This window comes from Gemmatimonadaceae bacterium, assembly GCA_035533755.1.
Taxonomy (GTDB): domain Bacteria; phylum Gemmatimonadota; class Gemmatimonadetes; order Gemmatimonadales; family Gemmatimonadaceae; genus JAGWRI01.
Genome location: DATLTC010000010.1, coordinates 17899 through 41613, shown reverse-complemented (window position 1 = coordinate 41613; position 23715 = coordinate 17899). Strand labels below are relative to the sequence as shown.

Genomic DNA, 23715 nt, shown 5'->3' with positions numbered 1-23715 from the left:
CAAGCCGCGATTTCCCGGACGAGCGGCGGTCAGGCCCTTGCCAACTCCCGGGCCAGCACCTCGGCGGCGGCGCGCACCTGATCCGCCGTCACGTCAAGATGCGTGACGGCGCGGATGCGCGTGGCCGACCACCCGGAGAGCAGCACGCCCGCGGCCGCGCATGCCTGGACCAGCGGCGCGGCCTGCCGGCCGTGGGGCAGATCGACCATCACGATGTTGGTATCCGGCGCCACGACCGTGGCCCCGCCCGCGCCCTCCACGATGCCCGCGAACGCGCGGGCATTGGCGTGGTCCTGGGCCAGCTGCGACCGGTTGTGCTCGAGCCCGTACAGCGCGCCGGCGGCGATGATGCCCGACTGGCGCATGGCGCCGCCGAACCGCTTGCGGATGCCCCACAGCGCGTCGACGGCGGGTCCGGACGCGGCCACGGCGGCGCCGATCGGCGCCCCGAGTCCCTTGGAGAACGCGACCATCACGGTGTCGGCGCAGGCGGCGAAGTCGTGGAGCGGGACGCCGGAGGCGACGGACGCGTTCCACAGGCGCGCGCCGTCCATATGCACGGGCAGCCCGAGCTCGGTGGCGAAGGCGCGGATGGCGCGCATCTCGGACAACGGCACGATCTTGCCGCCGGCGCCGTTGTGCGTGTTCTCCACGCACACGAGGCTGGGGCTGGTCATGTGGCGCGCCCTGGGGCGCACGTAGCGCCGCATGTCGTCGGCGGTGGCGACGATGCCCGACGGGGCCACGGGACGGATCTGCGCGCCGCTCAGGGCGGCCACGCCCGCCATCTCCCAGTGGACGATGTGCGCGTCCTGATCGAGGATGACCTCGGTGCCGGGCCGGGTGTGGAGGTTGACCGCCGCCTGGTTGGCCATGACGCCGCTGGGGAAGAACAGCGCGCGCTCCTTGCCGAGCAACTCGGCCACGCGCCGTTCGAGCCGCAGCGTGGTGGGGTCGCCGTCGCGCTCGTCGTCGCCCACCTCGGCATCGGCCATGGCGCGCCGCATGTCGGGGGAGGGCCGGGTGACCGTGTCGCTGCGGAGATCGATGGACGTCATGGGGAAGGGGGTGGTGTCATTCGGTGAATACCTCGCGCTGCGTGCGCCGAATGCGCCGCAGTTCGTACACCTGGCCCACCTCGCCGCCGAGGATGAGCACGATCGCCGAGTAGTACACCCAGACGACGATGATCACGACCGCGGCCAGCGTGCCGGAGTAGACGGAGGCGGTGTTGACGTGGTTGATGAAGACGGAGAAGAGCTGCTTGGCGAGCTCGAAGAAGACGCTCGTGAACATCGAGGCCACGAACGCCGTCTGCCAGCGGATCTTGCGCGCCGGCAGGTAGCGATAGATGGCGAAGAACATGAGGGCGAGGAACGTGAACGCGACGATGCGCCCGACCACGTACTCGATGGGCCCCATGGCGCTCTTGCGGAGTCCGATGTCGATGAGGATCTCCGCGCTCCGCGAGCGGGCCATGGTGAGATACGCCGAGACCATGGTGTTGGCCACGAACAGCAGCGTGGCGAAGATCGTCATGCGGATGTCGAACAGCTTGCCGTCGATGATCCCGCGCGTGGCCTCGATGTCGAACACCTCGGCGAGCACGGTGCGCAACGACGCGAACAGCCGCGTGGACAGGAACAGGAAGATGAGGGCGCTCCACAGGCCGAGCGAGTGGTGGGTGCGCAGGGCGTCGTCGAGAATGCGGTGCACCGCCACGCCCATGGCGTCGCTGTGCGGCGGGAGCATGCGATCGACGATGTCGGTGATCTCGGCATTCGACGTGGCCGCCGACATGTTGAGCGCCAGCGTCACCCCCGACACGAGGGTGATCACGAACGGGACCGACGCCAGCAGGACGTCGAACGCGATGCCGCTGGCGAGGAACAGCACGTTGTCCTCGTACGCATTGTCCCACATGCGCACGACGTAATCGCGCACCGCCCACCGGAATGCGGAGAAGCGTGGCCGCCGGGTCATGCTTCGCGCGCCGGGGGGCGGTGGATGGTGGGCGCCGATCGGCTATTCTTCGCCGTCGGCGTTCGACGACTCGACGCCGGCCTGATACGCCGCCTTGGAGGCCGCCAACCGGCGCTCCAGGTCTTCCCGCGCCTGATGCGCCGCGGCGCGCCCGGTGCCCACGGCCCGCGACACCTGCCGCTTGCCGCGCCCCACGGCCTCGCGCGCCGAGTCGATCGTGTCCTCGAGTCCCGCGCGCGCGTCCTGGTACGTCTCCTCGGCCTTGTCGCGCAGGTCCTCGGCCGCCTCGCGCGCGCGGAGCTTGATGCGGCGCCCGCGGCGCGCGATATCGCGGCGCGTCTGCTCGCCCGACTGGGGCGCGAACAACAGCGCGGCGCCGGCGCCGATGGCCAGCCCGATCAGGAACGGCGCGACCCCGGAGGAAGACTTCTCGATCACGATCTGGCGATCGTCGTTGCGCATGTGGTCGGTCATCGGTACCTCCCTGCGAGAAAGAACGCGGCGCCCGAGCGTGTCACTCGCCGGCGTCGGCATCGTCGGGCGCCGCCGCCACCGCGGCCGTCGCCCCATCGGGCGCCGGGCGATGGATCGCGGGCGCCTGCACATACTGCGCCACGACGGCCGCGGTGTTCCCGATCTTCAACTGGTCGAACAGGAACCCGAACTTCTGATCGTACGCCGCGGCCAGGGTGGCTTTGCTGTCCGCCGGCAGATCCCACAGCCGGCGCTTGAACGGACCCAGCGCCTTCTTGCGCGTCTTGTAGAAGAACTGCTCGTCGGAGTCGGTCGCCTTGCGCTCGCCCTGAGCGTTCACCGCCAGCCAGGCGTAGATCTCGTCGCGCAGCGCCGCCGGCAGATGGTCGAAGAGCATGTTCTGGAAGTTGGTGGCCAGATGGATCTCCGCCGTCTCGCGCTCGGGGAAATGGTGGAACGCGCTGTCGGGGAGCGTGGACGCGCCGTGCTGCACGGCGCCGGCGAGGCCGTACTCGTCGCGCGCCACCTTGGACAGGCGCTCCAGCGTGTCGAGATCGAGCTTCACGTCGGCGATCGTGCCGTCGGGCAGCACGACGCCGCCGTGCGACGTGCCCGACTGCACGCTGATCTTGGAGACGCCGACCATGCCCTTGGGCGCCGAACGGATGAAGCCGTTCATGTAGGCCTGCAACTCCTCGACCGTGCTGTTGGCCGTGCCCACCTCGCCGATCTCGCCGCCCACCGAGATCGTCACGCCCCTGGGCTCGGCGGCGCGCACGTGCGTCAGGATGTCGGTGCCCACCTCGTAGTTGAGCCGCTGCTGCTCGTCGAGGGTGGCCTTGCTGATGTCCACCAGCGTCGAGGTATCGATGTCGATGTTGAAGAAGCCGGCATGGATGGCCTCGGTGGCGAGCTGCTTCACGCCGCCCACCTCGGTGGCCGCATCGACGGCGAACTTCTTGGCGTTCACCTGGAAGTGGTCGCCCTGGATGAACACCGGGCCGCGGAACCCCTCGCGCAGCGCCGCCGCGAGCAGGACCGCCACGTACTCCGCCGGCCGCTGATCGGTATATGCGATCTCTGAACGCGCGATCTCGAGCAGGAAGGCGCCCGCGCGCATGCGAACGGCGGTGCGGAAGATCGACCGCGCGGTGTCGTAGGCCATGCCGCGCACGTTGATGGCGGGCACGGTGAAGCCGTGCACCGCCCCGCGGCCGCGAGCCATGTAGAGATCGTGAATGGATGCCGGGCGCACGCCCACCGCCTGCCCCAACTCCCAGAGCATCCACCGCGCGTGGGACTGGGCCACCGGATCGCCGAACACGGCGGCGCGGACCAGTTGGTCCATCGCCGGGCCGGCCAGCGGCGCGGCGTCCTTCACCTGCACGCGGCCGTTCGTCACCGATACCGCGGCGCCGAACAGGCCGTTCAGAGACTCGATCGTGTCGGGCATGGCTTCCTCGTATCCGGACCAGAGCAGCGCAGGCGCGCCGCCGGAGCCCGGAAGTCAGTCGGTCTTCGGAAGTTCACCTATGCGGCGGGCGGGATCAAGCCGTCGGTTATACCGAGGCCCGAGGATCGGGCTTGGGCAGCGTGTCCCACTCCTTGCGCGCCGCCCCGGCGTCGGCGCGGCCGAGCATGGCGTACGTGAACTGCTTGCCCAGCTCCACACCCGGTTGGTTGAGCGCGTCGACGCCGTACAGCTGGCCGGCGTAGATGGTGGCCACTTCGAGCAGCATCAACAGCGCCCCCACGTGCCAGGCGTCGGCCCGGTCGGCATGGATGGTGAGGTTGGGACGTCCGCGGCGGGCCAGCGCGCCTGCGGTGGCCCGCCGCTCGATGTCGATCAGCTCGCCCAGATGGTGGCCGCCCAGGTAGGCGAGTTCGGGCACATCCTGGTGCAGCGCGGGGATCGGCACGTCCACCGGATGCTCGCCCAGCTGGATGAAGCTGATGGTCTTGTTGGGCGTGCCCTCCATGAACAGTTGCACCTGGCTGTGCTGGTCGGTGGCGCCGTGCGAGGCGAGGGGGGTAGGGCCCACGCCGGGGTCGCCCGGCGCGCGGTGCTTGCCCAGGCTCTCGGCCCAGAGCTGCACGAACCAGGCGGCGATGTCGCGCAGGGGATCGGAGTACGGCATGAGCACGTGCACGCCGCGGCCGAGCGTGGTGTCGGCCAGCCATTGGAGCACGCCGAACACGGCGCCCGGGTTGTCGCGGAGCGTGGCGGTGTCGCACCGCGCGGCCATGTCGGCGGCCCCCGCGAGCAGCGCCGCGGTGTCCACGCCGAGCAGCGCGGCGGGGAGGACGCCCACGGGCGTGAGCACGCTGAACCGCCCCCCCACGTTGGGCGGAATGTCGAGCGCCGGCACGCCCTCCTGGCCGGCGATGTCGCGCAGCGCGCCGTTCTTGGGATCGGTGACGAACACCAGGTGGTCGCGCGCGCCGGCGCCGAACCTGGCATTGAGCTGGCCACGGACGATCAGGTACTGGGCCATGGTCTCGGCGGTGCCGCCCGATTTGGAGGTGACCAGGAACAGCGCGCGCTCGAGATCGAGCCGCGCCAGCAGCGCGGCGATGGTGCCGGGATCCACGTTGTCGAGCACGTGCAGGCGCGGCCACCCGCCCCGCTCGGCGCCCGACAGCGCATTCCAGTCGTGCTTGCAGAGGGCGGTGCGCAGGGCGATGGGGCCGAGCGCCGACCCGCCGATGCCGAGCAGGACGACGTCGTCGAACTTGCCGCGGGCGCCGGCAGCGAAGGCGGTGGACTGGGCGTGGAGCGCGGCGTTGCCGGGCAGATCCAGGAATCCCAGCGCGCCGGTGGCGCGCAACGCCCGCACGGCGCCGTGGACGCCGGCGAAGTCGCGCTGCGCGGTCTCCCAGGCGTTGGCGGAGACGCCCCCCGCCACGGCGCCGGCGAGCATGTTGGTGTAGTCGATGCGAATGGTCATGGTCCGTCGATGCGAACCGTGAGGCCGTCGAACGCGGGGCTGATGCCCCGCGGCAGCTCGGCTTCGAGATCCGCGTGAAAGTTGTCGTGCGTGAGGTGCGTGAGATACGTACGCTCGGCGCCCACCTGGCCGGCCACGCGAATGGCGTCGGGGATGCTGAGGTGGGTGGGGTGCTCGGTTCGGAAGAGGGCGTTCAGCACGAGGACGCGGGCGCCGCGGATCACCGCCATCACGTCGTCGGGGATGCTCTTGGCGTCGGTGATGTAGGCCAGGGGGCCGATGCGAAACCCGGTCACGGTCATGCGGCCGTGGGGCACGGCGAACGGGAGCACGTCGATGCCGGCCACCGAGAACAGCTCGCCGTGCCGGAACGCGATGGCCCGCCCTTCGGGCTTGGACGTGCCGGGCAGTGGGCGCACGTTCTCGTCGAACACGTAGCCGAACTTGGCGCGGAGGCTGGCCAGCGTCTGTTCCGATCCGTAGAACGGCAGCGGCCCGTCGCGGCGCACCGAGATGGCGCGGATGTCGTCGAGGCCGTGCGTATGGTCGGCATGGTCGTGGGTGAACAGCACCGCGTCCACGCGATCGATGCCGGCGGCGATGAGCTGCAGGCGCAACTCGGGCGGCGTATCGAGCAACAGACGCGCCCCGCCCTGCCCCTCCACCACCGCGCCCACGCGCGTGCGCTTGTCCCGCGGATCGGCCGAGTTGCACACCGCGCAGTGGCACCCCAGTTGGGGAACGCCAAAGCTCGTGCCGGTTCCGAGGAACGTGAGCTTCACACCGTCTCCACCTTGAGCGTATTGGTGGACCCGGGCACGTCAAACGGCACGCCGGCGGTGACGACCACGCGGTCGCCGGGCCGCGCGAGCTGCCGGCGGTTGACCACGTCGACGGCCACGCGCACCATGGCTTCGTAGGTGTCGCAGTGCGGGACGAGCTCGGGGATCACCCCCCACACGAGGCCGAGCTGCCGATACGTGCGCGCCACGTCGGTGAGCACGAGAATCGGCACGCCGGGCCGCTGCGAGGCCACGATGCGCGCGCTGAAGCCGCTCTTGGTGAACACGATCAGCACCGGCGCGTGGAGCATGCGCACGGCCGCGGCGCTCGCGGCGGCGATGGCGAACTCGTTGGAGACCTCGCCGTCCAGTTCGCGCCAGAGGTCGCGCGGCTCGGCGCTGCGGCGGCGCTCGATCTCGCGTATGATGCGCGTCATCGCCTCCACGGCGAGGCGCGGATACTGGCCGGTGGCGGTCTCGGCGGAGAGCATCACCGCGTCGGTGCCGTCGAGGATCGCGTTGGCCACGTCGCTCGCCTCGGCGCGCGTGGGCCGCGGGTTCGTGAACATCGACTCGAGCATCTGCGTGGCCGTGATCACCGGGCGGCCGAGTTTGTTGGCGATGGCGATGATGCGCTTCTGCGCGAACGGCACCTCCTCGAACGGCAACTCCACGCCGAGGTCGCCGCGGGCCACCATCACGCCGTCGGAGGCGCGCACGATGCTCTCGATGTTCTCGAGCGCCGAGTCCTTCTCGATCTTGGCCACGACGAGCAGATGGCGCGGGATGAGCGTGCGCAGCTCGGCGATGTCCTCGGCGCGGCGCACGAAGCTGAGAGCGAGGTATTCGAGCCCTTGCTCGATGGCGAACGCCACGTCCTCGCGATCCTTGTCGGTGATCGACGGCGCCGAGACCTGGACGCCGGGCAGATTCATTCCCTTGTGGCTCCTGAGGAGTCCGCCGTGCAGCACGCGCACCGCCACCTTGGGGCCATGGACCTCGAGCACCACCAGCTCGAGCAGGCCGTCGTCCACGAGCACGCGGTCGCCGTCGGTCACGTCGTCGGCCAGGCGCGCGTAGGTGACGGGGACGTCGGCGCCGTGCGCCACGTGCTCGGGCGCGAGCACGATCTCCGCGCCCTCGGCCAGTTCGAGCGGACCGGCCAGGTCGCCGATGCGGATGCGGGGCCCCTGGAGATCGCCGAGGATGGCCACCGGCTTGCCCATGGCATCGGCCACCGATCGCACCCGGGCGATGGTTTCGGCGTGCTGTTCGTGCGTGCCGTGCGAGAAGTTGACGCGGGCCACGTTCATGCCCGCTTCGATCAGTCCGGCCACGGCGTCGGCCGACGCGGTGGCGGGGCCCAGGGTGCAGACGATCTTCGTGCTGCAGAAGGCCGCCGCGCCCGGCGGCCGGTTGCGCGTATCGAGAGCTTTCACGTGTCGGACGTCCTCAGCGCGCGGCGAGATGGCGGCCGAGCGATTCGGACTTCTGCGCGAGCCCGGCGATCAGCGAATCATAGGATTTCTGGAAACTGGCCAGCCCGCTCACGAGCAGGGTGTCGGTGACGTCGTCGAGCGAGATCCCGGCGGCCCGGAGGGACGCGAGGTCGCGGCGCGCGGCGTCGAGGTTGGCATCGATCGTGCGGCGCACCTCGCCGTGATCGCGGAACGCCTCGAGGGTGGCCGGCGGCATCGTGTTGACGGTGTCGGGGCCGATGAGCTCCTCCACGTAGATCACGTCGCGATAGGCCGGGTTCTTGGTGCTCGTGCTGGCCCAGAGCGGCCGCTGCAGCCGCGCCCCCCTGGCGCGCAGCGCGTCCCAGCGCGGGCCGACGAAGCGCTCGGCGAACAACGCGTACGCGAGCTTCGCATTGGCCACCGCCGCCTTGCCCTTGAGCGCCGAGAACGCATCGGCGTGACCGGCGTCCTGGCGCGCCATGAGGTCGAGCCGCTTGTCCACCTCGGTATCGACACGACTCACGAAGAAGCTGGCCACCGAGGCGATCTCGTCGATCGGCTTGCCGCGGGAGACGCGATCTTCGAGTCCCGACAGGTAGGCCTCGATCACGCGATCGTGGGCGGCGATGGCGAACAGGAGGGTGATGTTGACGTTGATGCCCTCGGCGATGAGCTGGCGCACCGCCGTGGCGCCTTCGACCGTGCCGGGCACCTTGATCATCACGTTCGGCCGGCTGACCGTGTTCCACAGGCGCTTCGCCTCGGCGACCGTGGCCGCGGCGTCGTTGGCGGCGGCCGGCGAGACCTCGATCGAGACATAACCGTCGCCGCCCTTGGTGGCGCGGTACACCGTCGCGAACACATCGCACGCGTTGCGGACGTCGGTGGTGGCGAGCAGTTCGAACAGCTCGGGGGCCGTGTAGTCGCCCTCCAACGAGCGGATCTGCGCGTCGTAGGCGTCGCCTTCAGCCAGCGCCTTCTCGAAGATCGTGGGATTGGACGTCATCCCGGTGAGCGAATCCTGGGCGATGCGCCGGGTGAGGTCGCCGTTGTGCAGCATCGCGCGCTCGATGAAATCGAGCCAGATGGATTGGCCGGCGTCGTGCAGACGCTGGAGTCTGGTGTCGGTCATGGTAGTACTCAGTGCTGAAGGCTGGGCGGCGGGTGGGGGCACGCCCTTGTCCTGAACATACCACGCGCGGCTCGGGGACGTCACATGTTCCCGCAGCCGCGCGCGGTCGTTGCGCGAGCGCGACGCGCTCGCGTCCGGCTACCGCTCGCCCACGTACACCACGCGGAACACCCGCCCGTGCTGATCATCGGCGATGTACAGGGCGCCGTCCGGACCCTCGGCCAGCCCCGTGGGGCGCCCGCCCAGCGCGGTGAACTTGCCATCGGTGAAGAACCCGCCGGCGAACGTCTGGTACGCGCCACCCGCGGCGTTGCCGTTGAGCGGCTGGAACACCACGCGGTAGCCGGCCTGCGGCTCGGGGGCGCGGTTCCACGAGCCGTGGAAGGCGATGAACACGCCGTGCCGATACGCGGCGGGGAAGTTGCCGCCGCGGTAGAACATGAGCCCGTTGGGCGCCCAGTGCGCGGGGAACGTGGCCACCGGCCCCTTCGCCTCGGCGCACCGGCCCTGCCGGTCGTCGTGACCGCCGTATTCCGGGGCGAGCATCAACTGGTGCTTGGGCACGTCGAAGTAACAGTAGGGCCAGCCGTAGTCGCCGTGCTCCTGCACGTGGATCAGCTCCTCGGCGGGCGATTCGGCGCTGGCCATGTCGGCGTATTCGGGCCACAGGTTGAGCTGGTCGCGCCCGTGCTGCATGACCCACAGCGTGTTGTCGGCGGGGTTGATGTCCATGCCCACCGAATTGCGGATGCCGATGGCATAGTGCTCGCCCATGGCCTGCGTCTGATCCTTCTTCCGGGCGTCGAACTTCCAGATGCCGCCGCGGGTCTCGCGCTCCACGCACGGATCGATGCCCGGCACGCCCTTCTGCCGATCCTTGGCCTGGCACGCGTTGGTGGCGGTGCCGACGTTCACGTACATCACGCCATTCCGGTCGATGACGAAGGTCTTGAGCGGGTGGTTGCCGCCGGCCGGCAGATCCTTGACGATCGTGTCGGGCGGTCCCGACGGCTCGAGTTGGCCGGCGGCCATCGGATAGCGCACCACGCCGGTGCCGTTCTCGGCGTACAGGTAGCCGTCGAACAGGCGCACCTCGCTGGAACTGAAGTCGCCCCACTGTTTGCGGATGTCCGCCACGCCGTCGTGGTTGGTGTCGCGGAGCGCAGTGATGGCCGTGGCGGACCCACGACCGCCGCGGCCGGCCACGAACACGTCCCCGTTGGGCGCCACCACCATGTGGCGCGCGCCCTGCACGTTGGCGGTGAACAGGGTGGCGCAGAATCCCTTGGGAAGGTCGAGAGGGGCGCTCTGTGGCGCACAGCGCTGGGCCGTGGCGGAGAGCGGGGCGAGCGCGGCGAGGAGGGTGAATGCGAGGATCTTCATGCGGGTGGAACTCCGTGGAACGTGAGGGTTGGTACAATAGGATGGCAGGACGGTAGGGGGGTAGGGGGGTAGGACGGATGACTGCGGAACGCCGTTCCCGTCCTACCCCCCTACCCCCCTACCGTCCTACCGTCACTCGCGGCAACGGATCCGGCATGTCCGCCAGCACGTACGCCATCACGGCCATCGTCGCGATGCAGCGGCGGAAGTCGTCGGGGTCGATGACGGTCATCATGTCGGCCGCGGTGTGATGGAACCAGAAGTAGCGCGAGTCGTCCACGTTGAGCGCGAACCCGGGCACGCCGGTGTGGATCGTGGCCTCGACGTCCGCCTCGGGATCGCCGGCCACGACGTTGGACGCGCCGATGCGCGCGAGCAGGGCGCCGATCTGCTTGGCGATGACCAGCGCCGAGTCGCTGCCCTGGAAGCGGAAGCCATCGGGACGGAAGACGCCGTTGTCCGACTCCATGGCCGCCACGTGCCTGGGAAGCTCCGCCAGATGCGCGTCGTGATAGGCCCGCCCGCCGCGTCCGCCGTTCTCCTCGTTCACCCACATCACCACGCGCACCGTGCGCCGCGGCTTGAGTCCCAGGGCCTGCATCAGCCGCACGGCCTCCCAGGCGGCGAAGCTGCCACCGCCGTCGTCCATGGCGCCCTCGCCCACGTCCCACGAATCGATGTGTCCGCCCAGCACCACGACCTCATCGGGCTTCTCCGACCCCCGCAGCTCGGCCACGATGTTCCGCGACGGCGCGTCGGGCTCCGTGTGCGCCTGCATGCGCAGGGTGAGCACGATCGGATTGCCGCGGTCCTGCATCCGGTGGATCATCTCCACGTCTTCCACGCTGAGCGCGGCCGAGGGGATCTTCGGTACGCCGGGCGCGTAGCGCAGCGAGCCGGTGTGCGGGGTCTGCTGCGAGTGGGGCGTCACCGAGCGGATGAGGGCCGCGACCGCACCCACCGCGGCCGCCGCCGACGCGGCGCCGCCGCGGTACGCGACGTTGATGCGGTACCCCTCCATGGGCGGGACGTCGGTGGGAAAGGGGGAGTCGAAGATCACGATCTTCCCCTTGGCCTGGTCGGCGTGCGCGGCGAGATCGTCGAAGCTCTTCACCACGAGCACCGGGGCGGTGATGCCCTGCGGCGGCGTGGCCACGCTGCCGCCGAGCCCCAGCATGTGGAGCTGGTAGGCGCGCGGCTGCACCAACTCCGCCGATTCTTCGCCGCGCACCCAGTGCGGCACCATCACCGGCTCGCCGTGCACGTTGGCCAGGCCGTCGGCCTTCATGCGCGCCAGGATCCAGTCGATGGCGTGCTCGAGGTTGGGCGATCCGCTCAGTCGATTGCCGAAGCTGTCGGTCATGTCGGCCAACCGGCTGTACGCCGTGGTATCGGCCATGGCGGCGTCGATCAGCCGATTGGCCGGACCGCGGTACTGGTCGGCGAGCGACTGCGCGCGGGAGACGGCCGGGACGGTCAGGAGCACCGTCAGCGCGACGATCAGCGCCGCGGAACCGCGACGTGGGTTGGACTCGGGCATGAGGCGGGGGGCAGGGACGCGGGAGCCGCGGCGCCGGGGCGGCGCCGGACCGGGGAATAATACGGAATACGGGCCCACCGTTCAAACCAACTCGCTGGCGGACTGCCCACTGGCTATCGCGGCCCCGCGGTAGCCAGTGGGCAGTGCTCAGTTGGCCGGCCCCAGGATCGCGTTCGCTTGCCGGATCCGCTCGTCGAGTTCCTTCTTCAACACCGCGTAACGCTCCACGGCGTCGCGTCCGACCTTCTGGTCCGCGTCGTTGGTCATGCCGTACAGATACGTGATGTGGGTCTGCAGCTCGGGCTTGCTATACCGAATGCCCGGCGTGACCAGATGGCTGGCCAGTTCCGTGACCTTGGCCAAGGTATCGGCTGCGGCACCCGTGGCCCCGCGCAGCCGGTCCTGGGCCGCCGTCACCCGCGCCACGAGTTGGTTGACGTCGCTCACCAACGCGCGCGCCCGCAGGTTGTGGGCCAACTGCGCCCGCAGATCGGCCCTGGTCACGCCGTCGCTGGTGACGCGCGGATCCTCGATCAGCGTGAACGCCTGCGTGCTGGTATACGAGCCGACCGTGAGGCGCACCGAGTACCGGCCCGGCGCGGCCATCGGGCCGTTGGGTCCTTGGGGACGCGCCGGGCTCTCCCAGGGTCCGGGATAGCGGAGGTCCCAGGTGAAGCGGTGCATGCCGACCGTCTTCTCCACACGCGCCGCCGCGGGCCGGCCGCGGAATCCCCCCTCCCCACCACCACGGCCCACCGCAGCCGGGGCGGCGCTCGAGAACGTCTGGATCACCGTTCCCGAGCCGTCCAGGATCTGGAGCACCACGTCGCCGGCCGGCGGCGACCCGATGTAGTAGTCGATCTGCGCACCGGGCGCCGGATACTCCGGGCCCGCGGCGCCGCGGCCGCCGCCGAACCCGGCGCGCGCCCCGTGCCGCACGGCCTGTTCCGGCGTGAACAGATGCGCGGCCGAGTGCGCCACCTGCGCCGTGAGTTGGTGCAGCGGGGAGAGGTTGTCGAGAATCCAGAACGACCGGCCCTGCGTGGAGATCACGAGGTCGTTGTGCGCCACCTTGATGTCGGTAATGGGCGTGACCGGCAGGTTCATCTGGAACGACTGCCAGTGCGCGCCGTTGTCGAACGAGACGTACATCCCGAATTCGGTGCCGGCGTACAGGAGGCCGGCGCGATCGGGATCCTCGCGCACCACGCGCGTGGGCGAGTCGCCGGGGATGCCGTTCGTCCCGTTGGTGAGCAGCGTCCACGACGCGCCGTAGTCGTCGGTGCGGTAGATGTACGGCGCGAAGTCGCCGAGCAGGTAGCGGTAGATGGCGACGTACGCAGACCCCGGCCGCCGCGGGCTCGGCTCGATGTTCTGCACGCGACCGCCGGGCTGGAGCCCTTTGGGCGTCACGTTCGTCCACGTCTTGCCGTCGTCGCGCGTGACGTACACGAGGCCGTCGTTGGAGCCGGTCCAGATGATGCCGCGCTTGACCGGCGATTCGCGAATGGAATACAGCGTGCTGTACACCTCCTCGCCGGTGGCATCGCGCGTGATCGGCGTGCCGCTCGCCTCCTGCGGCTCGCCTTTCGGATTCCAGGTCAGGTCGGGGCTGATGCGCGTCCACGTCACGCCTTCGTCGCGCGTGCGATGGACGTACTGCGAGCCGTAGTACACGGTGTTCGGATCGTACGGCGACACCTCCATGGGCGACACGCGCTGGAAGCGATAGATCAGCTCGGCGCCGCCGTTACCGTACAGCGACTGGGCGCCCACCCAGTACTGCTGCTCGTTGGCCGTCTTCAAGTTGAGGCGGCTGAACTGCCCCTTGCACGAGCCGTACACGGTGTCGGGGTTGAGCGTGTTGGGGATGATCGGCCCCGTCTCGCACCCCGGGCCCTCGCGCCACTCCTGCCCGTTGCCCAGCGGCAGGCTGGGCACGATGAGTGTGTTGTCGTCCTGCTGCGCACCGTACACGCGGTACGGATACTGGCTGTCCACCGCCACCTGGTAGATCTCGGCCGTGGGCTGATTGAGTTGCGAACTCCACGTCCTGCCGCCGTCCAGCGAGACGTTGGCGCCGCCGTCGTTGGACTGGATCATCGCGTCGGAGTTGTCGGGATTGATCCAGAGGTCATGGTTGTCGCCGTGCGGCACCGGCTCGCTGCGGAAGGTCTTGCCGCCGTCGGTGCTCTTGAACCAGCCCTCGTCGCCCACGTACACCACGTCCGGATCGTTGGGATCCACGCCCAGCGTGGTGTAGTAGAACGGCCGCGTCCACAGGCTCGGCGACGCATTCACCAGCGTCCACGTGGCGCCGGAATCCTCGGAGCGGTACAGCCCGCCGCCCGGCTTGGCCTCGATCAGCGCGTAGATCCGGTTGGGCATCGCCCGCGAGATCGCGACGTTGCTGCGGCCGAACAGCTGATCGGGCAGTCCGCCGCCCAGCTTGGTCCAACTGTCCCCGCCGTCGCTGCTCTTGTAGATGCCGCCCTCGTACGCGCCGCTGACGATGGTCCACGGCTTGCGCTGGCCGTGCCACATCGCGGCGAAGATCACGCCGGGATGGCCGGGCTGCAGTTCGAGGTCCGTGGCGCCGGTGCTGTCGGAGACGTAGAGGATCTTCTGCCAGCTCTTGCCGCCGTCCCTGGTGCGATAGACGCCGCGCTCCACGTTGGGCACGAACGGATTACCCTGCGCGGCCACGTACACCAGGTCGGGATCGGTGGGGTCGATGCGCACGGTGGCGATCTGGCCCACCGCCTGGAGCCCCACGAAGGCCCACGAATGCCCGCCGTCGGTGGACTTGTAGAGGCCGCGACCGATCGAGACGTTGCTCCGGATCTTGGACGAGCCGGTGCCCACGTACACGATGTTCGGATCGGACCGCGACACCTCCACCGCCCCGATCGACGCCACGGCAAGGAAGCCGTCGGTGACGTTGCGCCAGGAGGCGCCGGCGTCGGTGGTCTTCCACACGCCGCCGCCCGTGGTGCCCATGTAGAAGGTGCGCGGCTGCGAGGGCACGCCGGTGACGGTCGTCACGCGTCCGCCGCGCTCGGGCCCGATCATCCGGTAGTGCATCCCCGACCAGAGCGCCGAGTCGTAGGTCACGCGTTGGGCGCCGGCCGCGAGCGGCAGCGCCAGGAGCATGAGCGCGGCGCGCGACGCGCCGCGAATCGTGAATGCCTGCATCGTGACTCCCCTGTTCCGATCCGCCGTCATGACACGTGATCCCATTCGGCGAGCACCGCCTGCACCACCGCGTCCCCCTGCTCCGCCCCAACCGCCCCCTGCGCCATGCGCGGCGAGCCGCCGCCCCGCCCCCCCGCCGCGCCGAGCGCGCGCTTGAGCACGGCGCCGGCTTCGAGCCCCGAGTCTTCCGACGTGCCGGCGATCACGGCGCCCGATGCCGCGATCGTGCCCACGAACGCGGCACGCGGCAGCGCGCACACCGCATGCGCCAGTCCGCGCAGGTCGTCCAGCGCGCCGTCGGCACGGCGTTCGATCACGCGACGCACGCCGCGCGCGTCGGGGGTGGCGGCGTCGTACCGCTCGCGCGCGCGATAAGCGTCCAACTCCCGCTCGATCCTGCGCCGGCTCGCTTCGACGTCGCGCGCCGCCGCGAGCTTCGCTTCCACCATCGACGGCGCATCGTCCACCGAACTGGACAGCGCCTGCGCGATGGACGACAGCGCCGCGTAGTCGGCGCGGGCCCGCCGCACCGCGCGCGCGCCGCACACGAACTCGATGCGCGTGCCCTGCTTCACCTTCTCGACGCGCCGCAACAACAGCGCGCCGATCTCGCCCGTGCCGCGCACGTGCGTGCCGCCGCAGGCGCTGCGATCCACGCCGGCAATGGTGATCACGCGGATCTCGCCGGTGCGGCCCGACGGCTTCCGCAGCCCCGGCGCCGCCGCGTCCTCGAACGACACCGACACGGCGCGCGCTTCGGCGATCACCGCATTGGCGCGATCCTCGGCGGCGTCGAGCCTGGCGCGCGGCGCGGCGTCGGTGTTCACGTCGAGCGTCGACGTCTCGTCACCGAAGTGCACGCTCACCGTCTTCCAGCCGTGGAGGTCCTCGAGCACGGCCGAGAGCAGATGCTGCCCCGTGTGCTGCTGCATGTGGTCGAACCGCCGCGCCCAGTCCACCCGGCCGTGCACGGCGCCGGCCGCCGCGTCCAACGGCCCATCGAGCAGATGGGCGATCCGGTCGTCCTCGTCCACCACGTCGGTCACGCGGCGCCCGCCCAGCGTGCCGGTGTCGAACGGCTGCCCGCCCGACGTGGGATAGAGCGCCGTCCGGTCCAGGTACACCCGGTGGCCGCCGTCCGCGACCTCGACGATCGTGGCGTCGAAGTCGGTGAGGTATGCATCCTTATAGTAGAGCCGGTCGGTCATCGCCGTCGGAGGTGGGAGGGCAGCGCTCCCTAAACATTCGCTACGGTACGCGCAATTTGAAGAGCAAGGTCCAACATCCGTGAATTCGCTCCCCATCGACGAAGCGCTCCCGGCCCTCCGCGCCGCGCTCCGCGCCCACACGAGCGCCGTGCTCCAGGCGCCACCCGGCGCCGGCAAGACGACGCGCGTTCCGCTGGCCCTGCTCGACGAGCCCTGGCTCTCGGGCCGCGCGATCGTGATGCTCGAGCCGCGGCGCCTGGCCACGCGCGCCGCTGCCCGGTACATGGCGCGCACGCTGGGCCAGCCGGTGGGTCGCACGGTGGGCTTCCGCGTGCGCGGCGAGTCGGCGGTGAGCGCCACCACGCGCGTCGAAGTGGTGACCGAAGGCATCCTCACGCGGCGCATGCAGCACGACCCGGCGCTGGACGGCGTCGGGCTGGTCATCTTCGACGAATTCCATGAGCGCAGCGTGCACGCCGACTTGGGCCTGGCGTTCGCGCTGCAGTCGCAGGCCCTGCTCCGCCCCGACCTGCGCCTGCTCGTGATGTCGGCCACGCTCGACGGCGACCCGGTGGCGGCGCTCCTCGGCGGCGCGCCGATCGTGCGCAGCGAGGGGCGGTCGTTCCCGGTGGACACGCGCTACCTGCCGCGCCGCGCCGACGCGCGCGTGGAGCCGGACGCGGCCGCCGCGGTGCAGCGCGCCCTCGCCGACGACACGGGCGACATCCTCGTCTTTCTGCCCGGCGCCGGTGAGATCCGTCGCACGAGCGAACTCCTCGCCGGCCGGTTGGCCGATCCACGGGTCCACGTGGCGCCGCTCTACGGCGACCTCCCGGCCGACGCACAGGACCAGGCCATCCAGCCCAGCCCGCCGGGCCAACGCAAGGTGGTGCTCGCCACGAGCATCGCGCAGACCAGCCTCACCATCGAAGGGGTGCGCGTGGTGATCGACGCCGGCCTCTCGCGCGGGCCCAGCTTCTCGCCGCGCAGCGGGATGACGCGGCTGGAAACAGTGCGCGTGTCGCGCGCGTCGGCCGACCAGCGCCGCGGCCGCGCCGGCCGCGTGGCGCCCGGGGTGTGCTACCGGCTGTGGAGCGCCCAGGAGGAACATCACCTGGTGGCGCACGAGTCGCCGGAGATGCTCACCGCCGACCTCGCCCCGGTGGCGCTCGAACTGGCGGCCGCCGGCATCGCCCACCCCACGGACTTGAAGTGGCTCGATCCGCCGCCGACGGCGGCGTTCCGCCAAGCGCGCGAGCTGCTCGTCGAACTGGGCGCGCTCGGCCCCGATGGCCGGATCACGCCCCACGGGACGCGGATGGCGGCGCTGGGCACCCATCCGCGGCTGGCGCACCTGATGCTGCGCGGCGCGGAACTGGGCGCGGCGGCGGACGCCGCAACGGTCGCGGCGCTGCTCGAGGAGCGCGACATCCTGCGCGGCGAGGGCGCGCCCCCGCCGGCCGACTTCACCCTGCGCGTGGACGCGCTGCGCGGACGCGGCGGCATCGCGCACATGGCCGCCGCCCGCGTGGACGGCCCGGCCGCGCACCGCGTGCGCGAGCTGGCGCAGCGGTGGCGCGCACAGCTCGAGTCGCCGCCCGGCGCCGCCGCCGAGATCCCGCTCGGCGCGCTCCTCGCGCTGGCCTACCCCGATCGCGTGGCCCAGCGCCGCGTGGGCCAGCGCACGCGCTATCTCATGCGCAACGGCCAGGGCGCGGTGCTCGGCGATGCGGCGGCATTCAGCGATGCGGAATATCTCGTGGTCACCGAGACCGACGGCCGGCAGCCGGAGAGCCGCATCTATCTGGCGGCGCCGATCGCGCTCGCCGACCTCGAGGCGCAACTCGGGGATCAGGTCACCACCGACGACGAGTACACGTGGAACGCCGAGCGCGCGGCGGTCGCGGCGCGGCGGGTGACGCGGCTGGGCGCGATCACGCTTCGCGAGGCCACGCTCGGCGAGCCCGATCCCGCCCGGGTGGCCGGCGTCATGGCGCGCGAGCTGCTGCGCCGCGGCGTGGGCAACCTGCCGTGGAGCGACGACGCGCGTTCGCTGCGGCAGCGCGTGGCGTTCCTGCGCACCACGGACGCGACGTGGCCCGATCTCTCCGACGCGGCATTGACGGCGTCGGTCGAGCAGTGGCTGTCGCCGCTTCTGCTGGGCACGCGGCGGCTGGACGACGTGCGCGCGTTGGACCTGGCCGACGCGTTGCGGAGCATGCTCTCCTGGCCGCAGCGCGCGGCGCTGGACACGCTCGCGCCCGTGCAGGTCGCCGTCCCGACCGGATCGCGCATCACGATCGACTACTCGAATGCGGAATCGCCCGTGCTGGCGGTGCGCCTGCAGGAGATGTTCGGCCTGGCCGACACGCCGCGCGTGGCGGGCGGACGCGTGCCGCTCACGCTGCATCTGCTGTCGCCGGCCCGGCGGCCGGTGCAGGTGACCACCGACCTCGCGGGATTCTGGCAGCGAAGCTACTTCGACGTTCGCAAGGACTTACGGGGCCGCTATCCGCGGCATTACTGGCCGGACGATCCGCTGGTGGCTGAACCGACCCGTCGCGCCAAACCGCGCGGCACGTGAGCGCGCCGCTGCGGCAGCGGCCTACTCGCCCGAGGGCGCCAGATCGTTCGCCAACTCGTCGATCAGACGCAGCGCCTGCGCCGCCTGACGCTTGCTCCAGTCGCGGCGAAATTGGGTGAACGCCTCGTCGCCGTGCAGGTGCGCGCGGCGCGCCACCTCCAGCAATCCGGTGCGCAGTCCGCGCCGCGACGGCCGGGCCGACCTGGGCGCCAACTCCGGCTCCACGAGCGCCACCGCCCGGCGGTGCGCGATCGCGCCCGCGATCTGCTCCACTTCCGAGAGAATGCGCTCGGCCAGCAACTGCGCGTCGTGGAATTCACCCAGCCCGTCCTGCAGGACCTTGAGCCGCTCCACCAGCTCGGCCACGCGCGGGTCCGCGTCGAGCGGCTCGAGCACGTAGCGCAGTTGCTTGCCGGCGATGCGCGCGCGATGGGCAGGCGCCACGTCCTCGGCCGATCCCACGCGCCGGAGCGCCCGGGCGAGCCGCGCGCGTTGCCGTCGCAACAGCCCGGCCATGAACGCCGCCATCGGTGGCTCCGGCTCGGGATCGTCCACGGCGATCTCGCGCCAGTAACGATCGAGTTCGTCCGCCAGCCGCTCCGTGGCGCGGGGCAGCCGCTTGGCCAGGTACGTGGCGGCGGCCCCCGCGCTCTCCACGCACTCGCCGCGCAGCCGCTCCACCAGATGCGCGTGCCCGGCGCCGGCGGCGGGGGGAAGCCCCGCCTGCGCCTGCAGCCAGGCCAGCGCCACCTCGGCATCGCGCGCCGCGTTGGTGGCGTGAGCGAGCGTACGAAAGGCGCGCCGCGACTTGCGGCCCACCGTGTCGTCGAGCACGGGCCGGCAGGCGCGCAGCCAGGTGCGCAGCCGCCGTAGCGCCACGCGCAGATCGTGCAGTGCCTCGGCGTCCGGCGCGCCGAGGCGGGCATGCGCGGCGCGCACGTCGTCGAGCAGCGCGCGCGCGATCACCCGCGCGGCGCGCCGGGCCGGCTGGGCCAGCAGCTCGGGCGTCAGCTGCGCCGTGGACATCGGTCAGTGAATCCTGAGCGACCGCACGGCGCGATCGGCCTTGGGATATCGCAGCCGGAGCCCCTCCAGCGTCCGGACGATCTCGCTGGCCACCAGCCAGTTGCGCACCTTCTTGTCGTCGGACGGCACCACGTACCAGGGAGCCCACGGTGTGCTGCAGCGGCGGAGCGCGTCCCGGTAGGCGGCGGTGTAGCCGCTCCAGCGGGCCCGATCCTCCAGATCGCCGGCGCGGAATTTCCAGTTCTTGGTCGCGTCGGTGAGGCGGTCCCTGAGGCGGTGCTTCTGCTCGTCGCGCGACACGTGCAGGAAGAACTTGAGGATGACCACCCCGTTCTCGGTGAGCATCCGCTCGAAGTCGTTGATCTGGCGGTAGCGCGCCGCCCACACCGCGTGGGACGCCAGGTGCCGCACGCGCCCCACGAGCACGTCCTCGTAGTGCGACCGATTGAAGATGCCGATCATGCCCCGCGCCGGCACGCGCGCGTGCGCGCGCCACAGAAAATCGTGGCGGGCCTCGATGTCGGTGGGTTGCTTGAAGCTGGTGACCTCGCACCCCTGCGGGTTCACGGCGCTGAAGACGTGCCGGATGGTGCCGTCCTTGCCGGCCGCGTCGCGACCCTGGAGCACGATCAGCAGCGCGTGGCGCGCGTCGGCGTAGAACACGCGCTGCAACTTGGAAAGACGCGTGACCTGCTCGCGGATCTCGTCGTCGAGCGCCTCGCCCGAGGGCGTGCCGGCGGGCGGCGCGGCGGCGTGGCTGGCCAGCCGGAGGGTGGTGCGAGCGGTGACGGCGTGCAGTGACATCACGAGTCCGAGTTGGAGGTCGGCGGTACGCACGCGGCAGGCATTCGCCGCGCGCCGCGGGCGGTGTGCCGCCCGCCGTCCATGTGGATCTTAGACGGAAGTCCGCCGCCGCGTCCAGACGATGGCATACGCCGTGACGTTCGCGGCGATCACCGCCGCCCCCAATCCCATTTGGATCCCCCGCGTCAGGCCGGCCGGATAGATGAGCGGGATCAGGTAATGGGAGATGAATCCCCCACTGTAGCCGGCCGCGCCGCCGGCGGCGCGCAGCTGGTTCTCGAGCGGGGTGAGGGGGCAGATCCAGCCCCAGAATTCGATGGCCGCCCCCCACGCAGCGGCCGGCAGGTGGAGCCACGGCATCCATCGCCAACGGAGCGCCAGATAGCCCCCCGCGATCACGAAGGCGATGAAGCCCGCGTGCGCGACGACGATCAGGTCGGCGAGCAGGCGATACCACATGGAACGGACCTCATGCCGGTTGCGGGCGGCCGCCACACGCCCGCGGCCGACCGGGCCGCGGCTAGAACTCCCGCCGCTTCATTTCCTTGAAGAAGTGCTTCCGGTCTTCGTCGTCGTCCGTCTCCGGCCCACGGGTGGCGTCCAGCGCCGCGTCGTACGTGCGACGCTTGCCCTTGGGGGCCACCGACTTGGCGGCGTTCTTCTTGGCCAGCGCGAGCAGCTGCTTCTCGTCCATATGCGTCGTCCTCCACGCCCGGTGCAGGGCGCCTGCGGGTCTCCCAACCACAGAGGACCGGCGGGGCGGCCGGTTCTGTGGAATCTAGCGACTCCCGGCCCATCCGGCGTGGGCACGCCGGCGCCCGATCACCCCACCTGCGCCATCACCCGGTCCGTGCACTCCGGGCAGATCCCGTGCGTGATCGTCGGCATCGAGGCCTGCTCGAACAGGCCCAGCCGCCGCACAGCCTCGTCGGTTTCCACCCATTCTCCGAGATCGACGCGCTTGCACCAGCCGCACATGTGCAGGAATTCGTCCGTCCGCGCAATCGCCGCGTCGAGCAGGGGGACCGTGGGGCGCGCCCACTCGCCCAGGACGTGCGTGGCGCACTCCACCGCGCCCGCAGCGGCCGGCGTGAGCACGAGCTCGAAGCGCCGCATGCGCGCCGGCGCGTCGCACCGGTAGGGCACGACGATCGTCCGCCCTTCCCGTACCCGGTCGAACAGTACGCGGTACATCGCCTCGGCCTCGGCGCCGGCCAGGTATGGCCAGAGCGACGTGCCGATCACGCCGTCGGCCAGCCTGGGCGCGCCATTCTCGGCCGCGAACGCGCGCCAGGCGTCGTTCACCCACGCCACGCGGTCGTTGGCGTCAATGAGGTACACGGAATGCACGGACGATTCTCGGACCATGGCCCGAAGCGCTGGGGACGTGAACGCGCGAGGCCGCGCCGCCCGGCCCGCGCAGCGCCGGGCAGCGAAGCCGCGGCTGGAAAGATAGTTCCGCAGACGCCGTTCGGTGGCGCCCTCCCCAACCCCGGCGGTATCTTCCCCCTCCTTCGCTCCCGTCCCATCCGCCACCACCTGCCGCCCCGACCCGCGCCATGGAGTTCCACCACCGCCCCGAGTTTCCGCGCGGATTTCGCTGCGCCAGTCGGCACATCGGACTCAAGCCCAAGGGCAAGGACCTCGCCCTGTTCGTGAGCGACGTGGATGCCGCGGCGGCCGCCGTGTTCACGCGCAATCAGTTTCCGGGCGCGCCGGTCGTGCTGGGCCGCGAGACCATCAAAGCCGGCCGCCTGCGGGCCGTGGTCGTGAACAGCAAGGTGAGCAACGTGGCCACCGGCGCGCAGGGGCTGGAGCACGCGCGGCGGATGGCGGCGGCGGCCGCCGCCGAGGTGGGCTGCGACCCGGGGCGCGTGCTCGTCAGTTCCACCGGCGTCATCGGCGTCTCGCTCCCGATCGAGAAGATCGAGCAGGGAATGCACGGCATGCGCGCCGAACTGCAGGACGATCCGCTCGTGGGCGCCCACGGCATCATGACCACCGACACCCACCCCAAGGCGCTCTCGGTGCGCGTGGGGGACGCGACCATCACCTGGGTGGCCAAAGGCTCGGGCATGATCGAGCCCAACATGGCGACGATGCTCGCCTACATCTTCACCGACGCCGCGTTCGACGCGCCGACGCTCGACCGCATGCTGCGTCGGGCCGTCCACGTGTCGTTCAACATGCTGAGCGTGGACAGCGATACCAGCACGTCCGACACCTGCGCCATCCTCGCCAACGGGCTCGCCGGCGCCGTGCCCGAGGACGCATTCGTCGAGGCCCTCACGGCCGGCTGCATCCGGATGACCGAGACGCTGGCCCGCGACGGCGAGGGCGCCAAGCACCTGCTGCGCACGATCGTGCGCGGCGCCGCCACCGACGCCGAGGCGCGTCGCGTGGCCAAGACGCTCGTCAACTCGCCCCTCATCAAGACGATGGTGTTCGGCGCCGATCCCAACGTCGGCCGCATCCTGATGGCGGTGGGCAAGTGCTTCGACTGCATGATTCATCCCGCCACCACCGACGCGTTCATCAACGGGCACGCCGTGGTGCGGGCCGGCGCGCGCGTGGACTTCGACGACGCCGAAGTGCGCGCCGCGCTGGGCCGCGACGTGGTCGATCTCGAAGTGGCGCTCGGCGTGGGCGACGCCACCGCCACCGCCTACGGCTGCGACCTCACGCAGGGCTACATCGACGAGAACGCGGCGTACTACTCGAGCTAGGCGCCACGCTCCCACGATTCCACGCCGCCCGCCACCGGGCGGAACAACGGGTGCGCGCGCACGGCGCGCACGGCGCGCAACTCGCGTAGCCAGGCCGGCCGGCGCTTGCGCACCTTGGCCGTGAGGTGCTTCCACTCGAACGCCAGCTGCCCGCGGGCCACCGGCAGGCGCTGGCGCGTACGCGCGGCGCCGAGCTTGCCGCGGTCGAACCGGTAGCCGCGGCGGTCGGCCTCGTCGCAGATCACCGCCAGATAGCTGTCCAGAGCGGCCACCGGCCGCCGCGCGGCGCGGAACCGCTCGAGCTGCGGATGATGTGTGTATCCCTTGGTGGCACCCGACAGCACGGCTCGCGCGAGCAGCCCCTCGCGCCACACGGCGACCAGGCCTGCAGCGTCGAGATATCGGGGGTGGAGACTCCAGAGTCGCATAGGGGAATGATGGCGCGGCACACCCTCGACGCCCAGTACCGC

At 71.0% G+C, this 23715-nt stretch carries 20 protein-coding genes; 2 read left to right on the top strand and 18 right to left on the bottom strand.

Translation table 11 applies throughout. The annotated features are described in order from the left end of the window. Nucleotides 1–29 precede the first annotated feature (29 nt). The 12 genes from VNE60_02300 to VNE60_02245 form a co-directional block, all read right to left on the bottom strand. The gene (locus tag VNE60_02300; GenBank protein ID HVB30338.1) at nucleotides 30–1058 is read right to left on the bottom strand and encodes a GntG family PLP-dependent aldolase; all 1029 of its coding nucleotides are present in this window, start codon (nucleotides 1056–1058) and stop codon (nucleotides 30–32) included. Between the two features lie 16 nt (nucleotides 1059–1074). Further along, the gene (locus tag VNE60_02295; protein HVB30337.1) at nucleotides 1075–1983 is read right to left on the bottom strand and encodes a YihY/virulence factor BrkB family protein; all 909 of its coding nucleotides are present in this window, start codon (nucleotides 1981–1983) and stop codon (nucleotides 1075–1077) included. Nucleotides 1984–2025: 42 nt separating this feature from the next. Then, the gene (locus VNE60_02290; protein HVB30336.1) at nucleotides 2026–2457 is read right to left on the bottom strand and encodes a YtxH domain-containing protein; all 432 of its coding nucleotides are present in this window, start codon (nucleotides 2455–2457) and stop codon (nucleotides 2026–2028) included. A 40-nt stretch (nucleotides 2458–2497) separates the two neighbouring features. After that, on the bottom strand, nucleotides 2498–3910 hold the full coding sequence (locus tag VNE60_02285) for a class II fructose-bisphosphate aldolase (protein HVB30335.1): 1413 nt from the start codon (nucleotides 3908–3910) through the stop codon (nucleotides 2498–2500). A gap of 106 nt (nucleotides 3911–4016) precedes the next feature. Then, nucleotides 4017–5405 (bottom strand): glucose-6-phosphate isomerase, encoded by a 1389-nt coding sequence (locus tag VNE60_02280; protein HVB30334.1) that lies wholly within the window; start codon nucleotides 5403–5405, stop codon nucleotides 4017–4019. Continuing rightward, entirely contained in the window at nucleotides 5402–6187 is a 786-nt protein-coding gene (locus VNE60_02275) for an MBL fold metallo-hydrolase (protein ID HVB30333.1), read from the bottom strand. The genes VNE60_02280 and VNE60_02275 overlap by 4 nt, the downstream gene beginning before the upstream one ends. Beyond that, on the bottom strand, nucleotides 6184–7626 hold the full coding sequence (pyk, locus tag VNE60_02270; GenBank protein ID HVB30332.1) for a pyruvate kinase: 1443 nt from the start codon (nucleotides 7624–7626) through the stop codon (nucleotides 6184–6186). Before pyk ends, VNE60_02275 begins: the two co-directional genes overlap by 4 nt. Nucleotides 7627–7639: 13 nt before the next feature. Beyond that, complete coding sequence (gene tal, locus VNE60_02265; GenBank protein ID HVB30331.1) at nucleotides 7640–8779, bottom strand: transaldolase; 1140 nt, start codon at nucleotides 8777–8779, stop codon at nucleotides 7640–7642. Between the two features lie 138 nt (nucleotides 8780–8917). Further along, nucleotides 8918–10162: a PQQ-dependent sugar dehydrogenase gene (locus VNE60_02260; GenBank protein ID HVB30330.1), complete on the bottom strand. Its 1245-nt coding sequence runs from the start codon at nucleotides 10160–10162 to the stop codon at nucleotides 8918–8920. Between the two features lie 118 nt (nucleotides 10163–10280). Continuing rightward, complete coding sequence (locus tag VNE60_02255; GenBank protein HVB30329.1) at nucleotides 10281–11702, bottom strand: M20/M25/M40 family metallo-hydrolase; 1422 nt, start codon at nucleotides 11700–11702, stop codon at nucleotides 10281–10283. Nucleotides 11703–11849: 147 nt separating this feature from the next. Next, a complete protein-coding gene (locus VNE60_02250) occupies nucleotides 11850–14897 on the bottom strand; it encodes a hypothetical protein (GenBank protein HVB30328.1) in 3048 nt (1015 codons plus the stop codon). 26 nt (nucleotides 14898–14923) lie between these two features. Beyond that, nucleotides 14924–16105, bottom strand: coding sequence for an alanyl-tRNA editing protein (locus VNE60_02245; protein HVB30327.1), 1182 nt, complete (start codon nucleotides 16103–16105; stop codon nucleotides 14924–14926). A 79-nt stretch (nucleotides 16106–16184) separates the two neighbouring features. Here VNE60_02245 and hrpB point away from each other — a divergent pair, with 79 nt between their 5' ends. Next, nucleotides 16185–18689: an ATP-dependent helicase HrpB gene (hrpB, locus tag VNE60_02240; protein ID HVB30326.1), complete on the top strand. Its 2505-nt coding sequence runs from the start codon at nucleotides 16185–16187 to the stop codon at nucleotides 18687–18689. A 21-nt stretch (nucleotides 18690–18710) separates the two neighbouring features. Here the strand turns inward: hrpB and VNE60_02235 are convergent, their stop codons facing one another. The 5 genes from VNE60_02235 to VNE60_02215 all read right to left on the bottom strand — a co-directional run bounded on the left by VNE60_02235 (nucleotide 18711) and on the right by VNE60_02215 (nucleotide 21869). Further along, entirely contained in the window at nucleotides 18711–19715 is a 1005-nt protein-coding gene (locus VNE60_02235; GenBank protein ID HVB30325.1) for a CHAD domain-containing protein, read from the bottom strand. 3 nt (nucleotides 19716–19718) lie between these two features. Next, nucleotides 19719–20552, bottom strand: a complete 834-nt coding sequence (locus VNE60_02230; GenBank protein ID HVB30324.1) for a PPK2 family polyphosphate kinase — start codon at nucleotides 20550–20552, stop codon at nucleotides 19719–19721. 57 nt (nucleotides 20553–20609) lie between these two features. Beyond that, entirely contained in the window at nucleotides 20610–20978 is a 369-nt protein-coding gene (locus VNE60_02225; protein HVB30323.1) for a DUF2784 domain-containing protein, read from the bottom strand. Nucleotides 20979–21039: 61 nt separating this feature from the next. Further along, nucleotides 21040–21213, bottom strand: a complete 174-nt coding sequence (locus VNE60_02220; GenBank protein HVB30322.1) for a hypothetical protein — start codon at nucleotides 21211–21213, stop codon at nucleotides 21040–21042. Between the two features lie 128 nt (nucleotides 21214–21341). Next, the gene (locus VNE60_02215) at nucleotides 21342–21869 is read right to left on the bottom strand and encodes a hypothetical protein (protein ID HVB30321.1); all 528 of its coding nucleotides are present in this window, start codon (nucleotides 21867–21869) and stop codon (nucleotides 21342–21344) included. Nucleotides 21870–22078: 209 nt separating this feature from the next. Between VNE60_02215 and argJ the strand changes: the two genes are divergently transcribed. Then, the gene (gene argJ, locus VNE60_02210; protein HVB30320.1) at nucleotides 22079–23245 is read left to right on the top strand and encodes a bifunctional glutamate N-acetyltransferase/amino-acid acetyltransferase ArgJ; all 1167 of its coding nucleotides are present in this window, start codon (nucleotides 22079–22081) and stop codon (nucleotides 23243–23245) included. On the opposite strand, the gene VNE60_02205 is transcribed toward argJ, so the two are convergent. After that, complete coding sequence (locus VNE60_02205; protein ID HVB30319.1) at nucleotides 23242–23673, bottom strand: pyrimidine dimer DNA glycosylase/endonuclease V; 432 nt, start codon at nucleotides 23671–23673, stop codon at nucleotides 23242–23244. The two genes, argJ and VNE60_02205, sit on opposite strands and share 4 nt — an antisense overlap. Nucleotides 23674–23715 lie beyond the last annotated feature (42 nt).